The organism is Corynebacterium sp. 11A, assembly GCF_008930935.1.
Classification (GTDB): domain Bacteria; phylum Actinomycetota; class Actinomycetes; order Mycobacteriales; family Mycobacteriaceae; genus Corynebacterium; species Corynebacterium megadyptis.
The window spans coordinates 53,202-67,022 of sequence record NZ_PQMR01000006.1 but is presented as its reverse complement, the minus strand read 5'-3'; the positions used below and the strand labels follow the sequence as shown (position 1 = coordinate 67,022).

Annotated in this window: 16 protein-coding genes; 15 read left to right on the top strand and 1 reads right to left on the bottom strand. The window is 64.0% G+C overall.

All coding sequences use genetic code 11. The features are described from left to right. Window positions 1-5 precede the first annotated feature (5 nt). Window positions 6-686, bottom strand: coding sequence for a TetR/AcrR family transcriptional regulator (locus GBB18_RS06155; RefSeq protein WP_151641083.1), 681 nt, complete (start codon window positions 684-686; stop codon window positions 6-8). A 101-nt stretch (window positions 687-787) separates the two neighbouring features. Here GBB18_RS06155 and GBB18_RS06150 point away from each other — a divergent pair, with 101 nt between their 5' ends. From GBB18_RS06150 to lgt, 15 genes are all read left to right on the top strand, one after another. Further along, window positions 788-1,468, top strand: a complete 681-nt coding sequence (locus GBB18_RS06150; protein ID WP_151641082.1) for a hypothetical protein — start codon at window positions 788-790, stop codon at window positions 1,466-1,468. 6 nt (window positions 1,469-1,474) lie between these two features. Then, window positions 1,475-2,026, top strand: coding sequence for a hypothetical protein (locus GBB18_RS06145; protein ID WP_151641081.1), 552 nt, complete (start codon window positions 1,475-1,477; stop codon window positions 2,024-2,026). A gap of 141 nt (window positions 2,027-2,167) precedes the next feature. Further along, a complete protein-coding gene (hisD, locus tag GBB18_RS06140; RefSeq protein ID WP_151549145.1) occupies window positions 2,168-3,484 on the top strand; it encodes a histidinol dehydrogenase in 1,317 nt (438 codons plus the stop codon). A gap of 22 nt (window positions 3,485-3,506) precedes the next feature. Next, window positions 3,507-4,610, top strand: a complete 1,104-nt coding sequence (locus GBB18_RS06135) for a histidinol-phosphate transaminase (RefSeq protein WP_151549144.1) — start codon at window positions 3,507-3,509, stop codon at window positions 4,608-4,610. Window positions 4,611-4,694: 84 nt separating this feature from the next. Then, window positions 4,695-5,348, top strand: a complete 654-nt coding sequence (gene hisB, locus GBB18_RS06130; RefSeq protein WP_225990254.1) for an imidazoleglycerol-phosphate dehydratase HisB — start codon at window positions 4,695-4,697, stop codon at window positions 5,346-5,348. Window positions 5,349-5,378: 30 nt separating this feature from the next. Then, a complete protein-coding gene (locus GBB18_RS06125) occupies window positions 5,379-5,564 on the top strand; it encodes a hypothetical protein (protein ID WP_369408538.1) in 186 nt (61 codons plus the stop codon). Continuing rightward, window positions 5,565-6,974: an MFS transporter gene (locus GBB18_RS06120; RefSeq protein WP_151549142.1), complete on the top strand. Its 1,410-nt coding sequence runs from the start codon at window positions 5,565-5,567 to the stop codon at window positions 6,972-6,974. 92 nt (window positions 6,975-7,066) lie between these two features. Then, the gene (gene hisH, locus GBB18_RS06115; RefSeq protein WP_151549141.1) at window positions 7,067-7,702 is read left to right on the top strand and encodes an imidazole glycerol phosphate synthase subunit HisH; all 636 of its coding nucleotides are present in this window, start codon (window positions 7,067-7,069) and stop codon (window positions 7,700-7,702) included. A gap of 64 nt (window positions 7,703-7,766) precedes the next feature. Continuing rightward, complete coding sequence (priA, locus tag GBB18_RS06110; protein ID WP_151641080.1) at window positions 7,767-8,507, top strand: bifunctional 1-(5-phosphoribosyl)-5-((5-phosphoribosylamino)methylideneamino)imidazole-4-carboxamide isomerase/phosphoribosylanthranilate isomerase PriA; 741 nt, start codon at window positions 7,767-7,769, stop codon at window positions 8,505-8,507. Between the two features lie 44 nt (window positions 8,508-8,551). Further along, the gene (locus GBB18_RS06105) at window positions 8,552-9,388 is read left to right on the top strand and encodes an inositol monophosphatase (RefSeq protein ID WP_151641079.1); all 837 of its coding nucleotides are present in this window, start codon (window positions 8,552-8,554) and stop codon (window positions 9,386-9,388) included. 186 nt (window positions 9,389-9,574) lie between these two features. Continuing rightward, complete coding sequence (gene hisF, locus GBB18_RS06100; protein WP_151641078.1) at window positions 9,575-10,417, top strand: imidazole glycerol phosphate synthase subunit HisF; 843 nt, start codon at window positions 9,575-9,577, stop codon at window positions 10,415-10,417. Further along, window positions 10,407-10,805: a phosphoribosyl-AMP cyclohydrolase gene (gene hisI, locus GBB18_RS06095; protein ID WP_151641123.1), complete on the top strand. Its 399-nt coding sequence runs from the start codon at window positions 10,407-10,409 to the stop codon at window positions 10,803-10,805. Before hisF ends, hisI begins: the two co-directional genes overlap by 11 nt. Next, a complete protein-coding gene (locus tag GBB18_RS06090) occupies window positions 10,802-11,521 on the top strand; it encodes a TIGR02234 family membrane protein (protein WP_225990253.1) in 720 nt (239 codons plus the stop codon). The genes hisI and GBB18_RS06090 overlap by 4 nt, the downstream gene beginning before the upstream one ends. Window positions 11,522-11,683: 162 nt before the next feature. Next, a complete protein-coding gene (gene trpC / locus GBB18_RS06085) occupies window positions 11,684-12,493 on the top strand; it encodes an indole-3-glycerol phosphate synthase TrpC (RefSeq protein ID WP_151550456.1) in 810 nt (269 codons plus the stop codon). Window positions 12,494-12,594: 101 nt separating this feature from the next. Continuing rightward, window positions 12,595-13,476, top strand: coding sequence for a prolipoprotein diacylglyceryl transferase (gene lgt, locus GBB18_RS06080; RefSeq protein ID WP_151641121.1), 882 nt, complete (start codon window positions 12,595-12,597; stop codon window positions 13,474-13,476). Window positions 13,477-13,821: the final 345 nt, after the last annotated feature.

The following is a 13,821-nucleotide window of genomic DNA, read 5'->3' as shown; positions in this document are numbered from 1 at the left end:
AACGATCATAGACGGTATCGCGAGATAATACCCTTAACCAGCAGCTGGGCGCCCATATCGAAGCGGCTGTGATAGTCCACCTCGTGCAGGTGAGAAGGGGATTCTTCGCGCGGGTGAGCAAGCTCAGTGAGTTGGCGTGTGGACTGCTCCGCCAACACGGCGCCAATCACGTAGTGCAGAAATACTGCTGCCATGTCCTGGCGCTGTGTGTCGGGGATCTCCGGCGGCAGATGCGTGCTGAAAATCTCGCCGGCGTGTGCCGCCAGCTCGGGTTGGGGAAGTGCCGCGCTCACGATCTCAGCGCCATCTCGGTGGGCGTTCAGGCATTCCCGCAGCCGATTGGCCGCGTGCAACAGGTGCTCGCTCCAGTGTTCATCGGCGTCCTCCTGGGGTGTATCTGACCATGCCGGGACGAGGATCTGCTGGGCGATCTCCGCGATCAACGCTTGCTTGGAGGGGATATGCCAGTACAGAGCTCCGGGGGCTACCCCGAGGTGTGTGGCCACGCGCCGCATGGTCATATCGGCCAATCCAAAGGTGTCCAGGATGGTCATGGCCGAGTCAATAATCGCCTGTTTCGATAGTTGCACAGTTTTTACTGTAGTGAACTCTGCCGAGCGGGTGGCGTCGACAAGCGTGAGGATGGTTTTCAGCGGAGTCTGGGAGTGGTCTGCGCAGATTCTCATATGGTTGTCAGGTGTGTTTGCTACGGTTGATCCAGCACTGACCCGCGGGATGAGATGCCTATGCGGGTAGTAGACCTTTAACTGAGGAGAAGTTGTCTATCGTGTCCATCGCGTCTCTGTCCAAGAAGAGCGTCGTCGCAGCACTATTGGTGCTGCCTCTGACATTGAGTGCCTGCAGCCGCGACGAGGAGGACTCGGCACCGAGCTCGTCCTCGAGCAGCAGTAGCCAATCCACCACCACAACGACCTCTACCTCCACGGCCACGCCGGAGCGCTCCGAGGAGGAGAAGGCCGAAGAGAACGAGGACAATCAGGCAGAAGAGCGCCGCCCGGAGGATGAGCGCGAGCGGGTGCAGCAGGCCCAGCAGGAGCAGCTGGAGGCGGCCCGGCAGGCGGCCCAACAGGCTGCCGTGGCGGCCCCCGACCAGCAGCCGATCGAGGGCGGACAGCCGGCAAATGAGAAAGACAAGCAGGAAATTGAGCAGCTCGTGCGCGGCTGGGGCGAGCAGACCACGCTGCGTTCCTTTATGGAATATGCCAATAACAACACCTGCCGGCGCGTGATTGAAAGCAATGGCGGCTATGCCGCGGGCGATCCCTCGAAGGTGCCGGATATGTCGCTGGAAAACCAGCCCAATCTCAACCTCGGGGTGCAAGACGTCAGCGATATCCAGGTCAATGGCGATTCCGCGAGCGCGCAGGTTACTCCTACCGGCCCGAATGCCGAAACCAGCACCATGCGCTTTGAACGCGAAGACGGCCGCTGGACCATGTGCAACTAGGTGGGCATGGCAGGATCGGCTAGCGCCACGTCTTCTCTGCGGCGCTATGTGAGCGAGCGCCCCGCTGTGCGCACGGCGCTCGGCAGCTTTGCCTTCGCGGTGGGGGTCAATTCGGCGTGGGCTGTCCCGTGGGGTCTGCTGCGCCCCGGCCAGCGGGTCACCGTGGCCGCTGATGGCCGAGTATTCAGCGATGCCGCGGCCATTGCGCAGCAGTTTCCGCAGTATGCGCTATGGGTTATCGCGAGTTCCGCGGTGGCGATGGTGCTGGGCGTGGGCGCTTATCGACGCTGCCTCGCCGCCCCAAGCCTCTGGACCATGGCAGCCGTGGTGGGCAGCGCCGCCATCGGCGCCTTGATGGCCTTTGATCTTGGCAATTGGCTGGCCATGATGGCCCATCCGGTGCCCGACCTGCACGATAGTGAGGTGGGGGATAGCGCCATGATCGCTCTGACTCTCACCGGGCGGGTGGGCGTGCTGGCCGCGGCCGGCGTGGCGGCGCTGTCCTATTGGGTGAGCGTCGGCGTCAGCGAGCAGGAGGTCGCAGCGGAGCAGCACTGAGCGCGGTGTCTCCTGCGGTATAGGTGTCGGGGGCTACACCTGTACGGGGCGTAGAATGCCGATAGTTAAGGGTGGGCTCTTACAATAGCCCCACACGCCCGCCGAGCAGCCGATGAATATAACGAAAGATGTGTGTGAGCGATGCTGCAGATTACTGACCTTCGTGGAACAACCCCCTCGACCCGCGAACTGCGGGAGGCGCTGCCGCGCGGCACCACTGATGTGAGCGCTGTTATCGAGACCGTCGCTCCCATGGTGGCGGATGTTCAGGAGCGCGGCGCCGCCGCAGCCTTAGATTATGGCGAGAAGTTTGATGGCATCCGCCCCGAGTCGGTGCGGGTGCCACAAGCGGTGCTGCGCGAGGCTGCGGCATCGCTTGAGCCGCAGGTGCGTGCCGCCCTCGACGAGGCTATTTCTCGCATTCGTCAGGTGCACGCCGCCCAGGTTCCGCAGAGCAGCACCACGACTTTGGCCGACGGGGCCACGGTGACCGAGAAGTTCATTCCCGTCGAGCGGGTCGGGCTGTATGTGCCCGGCGGCAATGCCGTCTACCCCTCCTCGGTGTTGATGAACGTCATCCCCGCCCAGGAGGCCGGGGTGACCAGCCTGGTAGTGGCTTCTCCGCCGCAACAGCAGTTCGGCGGCTGGCCACACCCCACCATCTTGGCTGCCTGCGAGCTGCTCGGTGTGGACGAGGTCTGGGCCGTTGGCGGTGGCCAAGCGGTGGCCCTGCTGGCCTATGGCGATGACAGCGCCGGTCTGGAGCCGGTCGATATGATCACCGGACCGGGCAATATCTTTGTCACCGCCGCTAAGCGCTTGGTGCGCGGCGTGGTGGGCATCGACTCGGAGGCCGGCCCCACCGAGATCGCCATCGTCGCCGATGACAGCGCCGATGCCGTGGAGGTGGCCTATGACTTGATCAGCCAGGCCGAACACGATGTCATGGCGGCGTCTGTATTGATTACTGATTCCGCAGAGTTCGCCGCCGCCGTCGATCGTGAGGTGGAGCAGCGTTATTCCGTGACGCTGAACTCTGAGCGCGTGGCCCAGGCCCTTCGTGGCGCCCAGTCCGGTATCGTGCTGGTCGATTCCATGGACGAGGCGCTGCGCGCCGCCGACGCTTATGCGGCCGAGCACCTCGAGGTGCACACCCGTCAGTCTCGGGCGGATGCGGAGAAGATCCGCAACGCTGGGGCGATCTTTGTGGGCACCTATTCGCCGGTGCCCTTGGGTGACTATGCGGCCGGATCCAATCACGTGCTGCCCACCTCGGGGACGGCTCGACACAGCTCGGGGCTGTCTACCCACACCTTCCTGAAGGCCGTGAATCTCATCGAGTACAACGACGCGGCCTTGCGTGAGATCGGCCCCGCCGTGATCGCCCTCGCCGATGCCGAGGCCCTGCCCGCCCATGGTGAAGCCATCAAGGCCCGCACCGACGCAGCCACCGACTAAGAAGAAAGAGGCGTGAGACTTCATGGCAGCTTCCCACCCTTCGCTGAATGACTTGCCCTTACGCGATAGCCTGCGCGGGCAATCGCCGTATGGTGCGCCGCAGCTCGAGGTGCCGGTCGCACTCAACACCAATGAGAACCCCTATCCGCCCTCCGAAGCGATCGTCGCCGAGTTACAGGAACGCCTCGCCGCCGATGCCGCGCGTCTCAACCGCTACCCGGAGCGAGACAGCGTGGAGCTGCGCACCGCGTTGGCCGAGTATTTTTCCCGGCAGACGGGGGTCGAGGTCACCGTAGACAATGTCTGGGCAGCCAATGGCTCTAATGAGGTGCTGCAGCAATTGCTGCTGGCCTTCGGCGGCCCCGGCCGGTCCGCTCTCGGCTTCCAGCCGAGTTACTCCATGCACCCGATTCTCTCCGAATCGACCATGACGGAGTTTCTCAACTGTCCCCGCGATGAGAATTTCGCCATCGATATCGATAGGGCGCTCGCCGCGATCGCCGAGCACGCACCCAGCGTGGTGTTTGTGACAACCCCCAATAACCCCACGGGCGGGCTGACCTCGCTGGAGGATATTGCCACCATCATCGAGGCCACCGAGGGCGTGGTGATCGTGGACGAGGCCTATGCGGAGTTCTCCGATCAACCCTCGGCTGCCACGCTGCTCGATACCTATCCGGACAAGCTGGTGATCTCGCGGACGATGTCGAAGGCTTTCGACTTCGCTGGCGCCCGCGTGGGCTATTTTGTGGCCGCGCCCGCCTTTGTCGAGGCCGTGATGCTCACCCGCTTGCCCTATCACCTCTCCGTACTCACGCAGTCCGCTGCGGTGGTGGCGCTGAAGCATTCCGAGGATACCCTGGCCACGGTCGCCACCCTTGCTGCGGAGCGCGATCGGGTGTCCGCAGAGCTGAAGGAGATCGGCTACGAGGTGGTTGATAGCTCATCGAACTTCATTTTCTTTGGACGCTTCGCCGATGCTCACCAGGTGTGGCAGCAGTTCTTGGATCGGGGAGTACTGATCCGGGACGTGGGCGTGGACGGTTTCTTGCGCGTGACCGTGGGCCTGCCGGAGGAAAATGATGCCTTCCTCGCCGCCGCACGTGAGATTCAGCAGAATACATAAGCAGAGTTCTCAGAACACGACACGCACACCATGCCGGTCCCAGCCACAGTGCTCGGGGCCGGCGTAGACACCAAGGAGCACATCATGCCCGATCTCAGCCACAGCAGGGATCAGCGCATCAGCGCAGAGACCGCCGATAAGGAGCGTCGCGCTCGTATCGAGCGGGCCACCCAGGAATCCACCATCTCGGTGGAGTTGAACCTCGATGGCACCGGTAAGGCCGATATTTCCACCGAGCTGCCCTTCTTCGACCACATGCTGCACGCCTTTGCCAGCCACGGCAGCTTCGACCTCGAGGTGCGTGCCAAGGGCGATATTGAGGTCGATGCCCACCACACCGTGGAGGACACCGGCATCGTGCTCGGCACGGCCTTCGCGGAAGCGCTGGGCGATAAAGCCGGTATCCGCCGTTTCGGCTCCTGCCAGCTGCCCATGGACGAGTCCCTGGTGGAGGGCATCGTGGATGTGTCCGGTCGTCCCTATTGCGTGATGAAGGGGGAGCCGGACCAGATGCTCACGGCGGTGATCGGCGGGCACTATCCCACCGTGATCAACCATCACTTCTTTGAAACCCTGGCCCTTAATGCGCGGATCGCGCTGCACGTGCGCTGCCACTATGGCCGCGACCCCCACCACATCACCGAGGCCGAGTACAAGGCGGTGGCCCGCGCCCTGCGCCAGGCGGTGGAAAAGGATCCGCGCGTGAGTGGTGTGCCCTCGACTAAGGGAAGCCTGTAGATGCAGATTTATGTCCTCGCCGCCGCCGATATGCAGCGAGACACGGGCACCTCGTGGTTGATATATCTGCTGTTCATGGTGGCTGGTTTGCTGGTCGGCGGCGCTATCTCGGCCTATCGGGCAGAGCAGAAAGTACTCACGATAGTCTTAGGTGTATTAGCCCTGATCGGCTTCGCTGGCGGGGTGTTATGGATGATTGGAGAGTTAGGAGCCTAGATGAGCACTCGGGTACTTTCACGAGCAGAACTCGAAGAACTGCCCAGCATGTGGAAGTCGCCCGGGTTTATTGCCACGCTCATCGCAGTGGGCTCGGCCTTCGGCGCTTTCTCCATTCTGCTGCCGGTGGTGCCGCTGGCCGTTATTGATGCCGGTGGTTCGGACGCCCTCGCTGGTGCGACCACGGCCATCTTCATGGCCGCCACCGTGCTCACCCAATATTTCACCCCGCAGGCCATCCGCGCCGTCGGATACCGGCCGGTGATGGTGGCCTCGGCATTCATGCTCGGCGTGCCCGCCCTCGGACACCTGCTGGGTATGACAGTGGTGCCGGCGCTGCTCTTTTCCGCCCTCCGCGGCGTGGGCTTCGGCGCTATCACCGTGGCCCAGGCCGCCCTCATCGCGGAGATCGTTCCGCTGCGTTTCCTAGGTAAGGCCTCCGGCATGCTGGGCGTGTGCGTCGGCTTATCGCAGATGGTCTTTTTGCCGATTGGTCTCGCGGTGGCCGATAATGTCAGCTTCACGGTGGTCTATATCATCGCCGCGGTGATCGGTGTCTCCGGTGCGGCGCTCTGCGTGCTCATTCCGCCGGTGCGGCCCAATCCCGTCACGGATAACCAAGAGGAGTCCGAGGGCTTTAACCAGCGCGTCGCCACGTGGAAACTCATCACCGTGCCCGCCATCGCCATCTCCACGGTGGCCATGGGCTTCGGTGCGGTGTCCTCCTTCCTGCCGGCCGCGATCCGCGATCTGGACCCCAACACGGGTGCCTTTATCGCCGGTATCGTGCTCTCGGTTGTCGGTGGCGCACAGATGATCTTCCGTTTCCTCTCGGGCGTGGTGGCCGATCGCCGCGGCGAGGCTGGGGCCACTATGCGCCCCGCCCAGATTCTCTCTGCACTGGGGCTCGTTGCTATCGCCGTAATTATCATTTTCGAGTGGCCCAGCTGGCTGCTGCTCTTTGCGGCACTGGCCTTCGGTGGTGGCTTCGGCGCCATCCAAAACGAGGCCCTGCTGGCCATGTTCAACCGACTGCCGCGTTCGAAGGTCTCCGAAGCCTCCGCGCTCTGGAATATGTCCTATGACACCGGCACCGGCATGGGTTCCTTTGTGCTCGGTATCGTGGCCGCCCGTGCCGCCTACCAGGACGCCTTTATCGTCGGCGCTGGCCTGGTCGTGGTGGGGCTGATGATCAGCTACGCCGATGCGGTGATGGGCCGGCATCGTATCGCCGAATACGGCAACACCCGCGCCCAGCTGCGCCAAGTGCCGGTGGCCCGCAAAGCCGTCTATGGCATGCGCAAGATCCGCCGTGTCGGCGCCAGTGCCGTGCCGGTGGAGGCGCTGCTGCGCCGTGCCCCGCGCCCCGGCGGCTGGAAGCGTGGAAAGAAAAACAAGAAGCGCGGCTAGGTTCGGCCACCGCAGGCTAGAATTCGTGGATGCGCCAGCCCCGCCGCTGCAGGGTGGCGTCGATAAGCACAGAACAAGGTGGAGACAACCTCATGACAACAACAGTGGCCATTCTGGACTATGGCGCCGGAAACCTGCGCTCGGCGCACCGAGCAATTGAACGCCACGGCGTGACCACGCTGGTGACCCACGATCCGCGCGAGGTTCTCGCCGCCGATGGTTTGCTCGTTCCCGGGGTCGGCGCTTATGCCGCCTGCATGGAGGGGCTGAAAAAGGTGCAGGGGCCGCGGTTGATCGGGGAGCGTCTCGCCGGAAGCCGGCCCGTGCTGGGTATTTGCGTCGGTATGCAGGTGATGTTTGCTCGCGGCGTCGAACATGGCGTGGATGCCGCGGGGCTGGGGGAGTGGCCGGGCACGGTGGAAAGGCTCGAGGCGGATGTATTGCCGCATATGGGCTGGAATACCGTCGAGGCCGATACCGGCATGCGCATGTTTGACGGCATTGACCCAGCCGAGCGTTTCTACTTTGTGCACTCCTATGGCGTGCGCTCCTGGGAGATGCAGGTAGAAGAGCCCTTCCTGCCCCCGAAGCTCGCCTGGAGCGAGCACGGTGGCGATCGCATTCTCGCTGCCGTAGAAAACGGCCCGCTGTGGGCCACCCAGTTCCACCCCGAGAAATCCGGCGACAGCGGCGCCGAGCTGCTGCGCAATTGGATTGCTACGCTCTAAGCTAATCCCGCCCAGGCCCCCAAGCGGCCACCGACCCTGTTCACGTGAAGGATCCTTGATCGTCATGAGTTTTACTCTCATTCCCGCCGTCGACGTTGTAGATTCCCAGGCCGTGCGTCTGCACCAGGGCGAGGCTGGGACAGAGAAAAGCTATGGCAGCCCGCTGGAGGCGGCCCGCACCTGGCAAGAGCAGGGCGCCGAGTGGCTGCACTTTGTGGATCTCGACGCCGCCTTCAAGCGTGGCTCCAATCACGAGCTCATGGCAGAGGTGATTCGGGAACTCGACATCAAGGTCGAGCTCACCGGCGGTATCCGCGACGATGCCTCGCTCGAGCGCGCCCTCGGCACCGGTGCCGCCCGCGTGAATATCGGTACCGCGGCGCTGGAAAACCCGGACTGGGCCGAGGCGGTTCTCGAGCGCTATGGCGAGGCGGTAGCGATCGGGCTCGATGTCAAGCACATCGATGGCGAATGGCGCACCCGCGGCAATGGCTGGGTCTCCGATGGCGGCGATCTCTGGGAGGTTCTCGAGCGTTTCGACGCCGCCGGCTGTAGCCGCCTCGTCGTGACCGACGTGTCCAAGGACGGCACCCTGACTGGGCCGAATATTGAACTGCTGCGCGATGTGGCCGCCGCTACCGATGCCCGCATCGTCGCCTCCGGCGGCATCTCCAGCATCGAGGATGTGCTGGCCGTGGCTCAGCACCGCGCCGAGGGCATCGACTCGGTGATCATCGGCAAGGCCCTCTACGAAAACCGTTTTAGCCTCGCCGAGGTGCAGGCCGCCGTAGACGCGTTGGACTAGCGACGAGCACGGCACCGACACATCAGGATTGGGCGGAGACCACCATGGCGCAGACACCCCAGACGGACTATGACGCCCAGCAGCTCGAGCAGCTGCGGTGCACCGCGGAAGGCATCCTGCAGCCGCTGCTGCCGGTCTTTCGCGGCGGGCTCGGCTCCCCGCCTGCCATTAAGAAGGGGCCGGGGGACTTCGCCACCGCCGTGGACTTGCAGCTCGAGCGCACGCTCAGCGAGGAACTTCTCGCCCACACCGGTATCTCCTGTGCTGGGGAAGAATTTGGCGCGGTGCGCGACTACGCAGCAGCCGCCACGACCCCCAGCCCGCAATGGGTGATCGACCCCATCGACGGCACCTCCAACTACTCCGCCGGCAACCCGCAGTGCGCGATCCTGGTCAGCCTCATCGTCGGCGGACAGGCCGTGGTCGGCCTGACCGCGCTGCCCGCCACCGGTGAGTTGCTCTCCGCCACGGCGCACTCGGGGGTGTATCTCAACGGGGTGGCGGCTCCGCAGCCGGCGGAGCATGTGCGCTCGATCACCCAATTCGGGTTCGGCTCTATTGTCTCGCCCCGCGATTCCCGCTTCCCTACGACACTGCGCCACGCCCTGCTCGGGGAGCTCATCACCCGTTTCCCGCGGCTGCGCATCAGTGGCTCGGTGGGCGTGGATCTCGCCTATACCGCCCTTGGCCGCTTCGGCGGGGCCGTGAGCTTTAGCCCCCACCCGTGGGATAACGCCGCCGGTTATGTGCTCAACACTGCGGCGGGCAATGTAGTCACCGACCTTGGCGGCACGCCGTGGCGGCCCGGGGGTATCGGCATGGTGGCCGCCACCCCAGAGATCCACGAGGTAGTCATGGACGTCATCCGGCAGGCCGGCTAGGGCGGCACGAAAGGCAGTCGGGTACAGCCGGCGGGCCACAGCTGATGGTGGCTGGAGGGTGGCGTCGATAAGCCCCACCCCGTACGCGGTGTATAGGCCGGTGCGTGGGAGACTGATAGCGAGAATTCAACTACAGTCAAAACCTCTGTAATCGTGAACAACAATCGTGGGTAAGGACGAACAACCGTGGGCGTAGCAGTGCGAGTGATTCCGTGTCTGGATGTGGATCAAGGGCGCGTGGTAAAAGGCGTGAACTTTCAGGGGCTGCGCGATGCCGGCGACCCCGTGGAACTCGCCGCACGCTATGACGCCGAGGGGGCAGACGAACTCACGTTCCTCGACGTATCCGCCTCGACCGCCGGCCGCGGCACCATGCTCGACGTGGTGCGCCGCACCGCGGATCAAGTGTTCATCCCACTCACCGTTGGCGGCGGGGTGCGCAGCGTGGAGGATGTGGACCAGCTGCTGCGCGCCGGGGCGGACAAGGTGAGCGTGAATACCGCCGCGATTGCTCGGCCCGAGCTGCTCACCGAATTGGCGGAAACCTTTGGGTCCCAATGCGTGGTCCTCAGCCTCGATGCCCGCCGCGTGCCCGCCGGGGGGACGCCGCAGCCGAGCGGGTTTGAGGTCACTACGCACGGCGGCACCCGTTCCGCCGAGATCGACGCTATCGAGTGGGCCCGCGAGGCGGAGCGCCGCGGGGTGGGGGAGATCCTGCTGAACTCCATGGATGGCGATGGCACCAAAGCCGGCTTCGACACCGAGCTGATTCGCCTCGTCCGCGATGCCGTGTCCGTGCCCGTGATTGCCTCCGGTGGCGCCGGTAGCGCCGAACATTTCCCGCCCGCCATTGAGGCCGGCGCCGATGCGGTGCTCGCGGCCAGTATTTTCCATTTCCAAGAAGTCAGCATTGCCTCCTGCAAACAGGCGCTTATCGACGCCAACCTGGAGGTGCGCACCAGCCGGGACGGCGGCGTCGCCCCAGCCGTGCAGCCCGATGCAGCCGAGGGAGACGATGATGCCGAGTAGTAATCCCGCCGATTATGAGCTGGACCCCGCCGTCGCCGCGCAGGTGCGCTTTAATGCCGATGGCCTGGTTCCCGTGGTGGTGCAGGAGGAACGCGGCGAGGAAGTATTGATGATGGCGTGGATGGACGCGCACGCGCTGGCCTATACCTTGGCCTCGCGTCGTGGCACCTACTATTCCCGCTCCCGCCAGGAGTACTGGATCAAGGGGCTGACCAGCGGGCACGTGCAAAAGGTGGTCTCGTTGGCCGCGGATTGCGATGGCGATACCCTCTTGATGCGCGTGCACCAGACCGGCGCAGCCTGCCACACCGGCAGCCGCACCTGCTTCGATGACCGTGAGCTCAGCTTCGGCTGCCCGCTCGAGGATACAGAAGGAGAACAGCAGTGAGCTCGCGCAGCACAGCCCAGCGCCGCGCCAAGTACTGGATGGCCTTGGGGGCGATTGCCCTGGGCGCCGTGGTGGCGTGGGTATCCACCCGCATGGTGTGGGTGAGCGTCGATAGCTTCGACGATAAATCCGGTGCAGCCTCCTTTGAGATTCTCGGCGCCACGTGGTCGACCGAGCTGGCCGCCATCGCCCTGCTTTTTCTCGCCTCGGTGGTAGCGGCGGCGGTCTTGCGTCCCCTCGTGCGCCGCGTGATTGGCGGCGTGGTGGCTGTGGCTGGGGTAGTCGGCGGCTATGCCCCGCTCAGCGTGCTGGGAGGTGAGCCTGATCCCTCGCGGGCGCGGGCGCTGCTGCTCGCAGACTCGAACGATGCGGGCGCCTCCGCGGCCGGCACCTCCCAGCAGGTGCAGACACTCACCGAGTGGGCCAGTATCCAAGCCGTTGATAGCTCCACCCTTGGTCCTGCATTAGCCCTGGTCGCCTGCGCCAGCGCGGTGTTTGGTGGCGTCTTGTTGCTGCTGCAGCCAGGGCAGGCGCGCGCGGCGTCGAATAAATACGAAAAGCGGGCGGCGCGGCGCGAGAAACTCGGCGAGGATCTGCGGGAATCCCCCGACTCCGGGCGCGTGATGTGGGATGCCCTCGATGAAGATATTGATCCCACCGAGGCCCCGGACACCTCCGTAGACGACAATGACGCAGGCAACACATCCACCTCTTAAGCCCTCTGCATAACTCCGTTTAGAGGGGCTGTGAGCTGCGAAAACAGGGCTAATTTAGGGATAGCCCGTGGCAGGCTATAGCCTAAAAGAGTTAATTGCAGGGCGGTGGTGCGATTCTTATACAGGCCACCACAGCCGCTGGGCACACTCTAAGGACACGGCATGGTTTCGGAGATCGAGCGCATTCTCGCTGGCGTCAGCGAGGACGTGAAGGCGCGCGAGCACCGCCTGCCCTTTAAAGAGATCAAAAGGCTCTCTTTCTCGGCACCGAAGCCGCGGGATGCCCGCGCCGCGCTCTCCCAACCGGGATGCTCCATTATTGCCGAGCTCAAGCGCGCCGTGCCCAATAAGGGCGAGCTCGCCGCCATTGAGCACCCCGCACTCTTGGCCCAGCTGTTTGAGCGCGAGGGGGCGCGCATCATTTCCTGTCAGACTGAGCGCCGCCGCTTCAACGGCGATCTGCGTGATGTGCGCGCGGTGAAACAAGCAGTCGATGTGCCGGTGATGGCCAAGGACTTCATTATTGATCCCTACCAGATCCACGAGGCCCGCTACTTCGGTGCAGACGTGGTGCCGTTGATTGCTGCCATCTTGGATCAGCATCGGCTCGAGGCGCTGCTCGATCGCATCGAATCCCTAGGCATGACCGCGTTGGTGGAGGTAAACACGCGCGAAGAAGCAAGCCGGGCGGTGCAGGCCGGGGCCACGCTCATCGGGGTGAACGCCCGTTCCATGGAAACCTTCGAGCTCAACCCCACGGCCTTTTCGGAGATCGCCCCTGGACTGCCCAGTGGGGTGGTGCGCATTGCCATGTCGGGCGTCGATACCCCGCAGCAGCTGATGACTTACGCCGGTTGGGGTGCGGATGCGGTGATCATCTCTACCTCCTTGGTCACCCATGAGGACCCAGCGGGGCTGTGTCGTAAACTGGTGGCAGCCGGGCAGCATCCGGCGTGTCCCTCCACCCGCTAGCAATTCACGAAGCGAGATCCCACACGGTGCTAGACCAGTTTATTTCCGCCGGAATTCCGTCTGCGCTTTTCTCGGGCGACCTCGGCCGCTTCAGCGCGGGGCTGACCCGCGCCATCCCCTCCCCGCCGCAGGGCGTATGGCAGCTCGGCCCTATTCCCGTCCGCGCCTATGCGCTCTGCATCATCGCCGGCATCGTGGCGGCGCTGCTGCTGACCAAAAAGCGCTATCAGGATCGCGGCGGTGATGGCGAGGTCGTCTACGATGCGGCGCTCGTGGCCGTGCCCAGCGGCATCATTGGCGGCCGAGTGTATCACGTGATCACCGATCACGATAAGTACTTCTGCGAGACCTGTTCTCCCATCGACGCGGTGAAAATCACCAATGGCGGACTGGGGATTTGGGGTGCGATCGCCCTCGGCACCATTGCCGTGGCGGTGTATTTCCGCATGAAGAAGATCCCGCTCGCCCCTTTTGCCGATGCCGTCGCCCCCGGCATCATCTTGGCCCAGGCCATCGGCCGCCTCGGCAATTGGTTCAACCAGGAGCTCTATGGCTATCCCACCGATGTGCCTTGGGCGCTGGAGATCTATGAGCGCGTCGACGCCAATGGCATGCTCGCGCCGGTCACGGGCCGCTCCACCGGCGAGGTGCTGGCCACCGTGCACCCGACGTTCCTCTACGAGCTGCTGTGGAACCTCATCATCTTCACCCTGTTGCTGTGGGCAGATAAGCGCTTCTCGCTGCGCGGCGGTCAGGTGTTCGCACTCTATGTAGCCGGTTATACCGCAGGCCGCTTCGTCATCGAGCTGATGCGCTCGGATGCGGCCACCCATATCTTTGGCCTGCGGGTCAATACTGTTGTCTCCGCTGTGGTGTTCCTCGCCGCGGTACTCATCTTCATCATGATGCGGGCGCGGCAGCGCCACCGCGACGCAGCGCAGACCCAGGTCGCTTCTGGGGAGTATCCACAGAGCACACTCTGAGGCGCCAGACTAGTCGCGCCGACTGTGCCCTGGCCCTGCGGCGATCGCGCGCTGACACCGCGCCGACCGAGAGCTCAGAGACCGCACTCACCACGTGGTGAGTGCGGTTTTGTGTATCGGTTATTGCCGCGTGCGGTGGCGTCACCAACGACGCTGTCGGTGCTGGTGCGCGCCAGTGTGATCAACTTCGCCAGACAGGGTGGCTGTGGCCACATCTCGCACACATCGGGGCGAGGTGAAGCCAGATCACAATGTGGTTTTGTGCCTGTTTGACCTGCATTTGTGTGGTTTTGTGGACGTTTCCGTGGATAAAACAACAGCGCGGTATGGGGTTCTGCGGGGCTG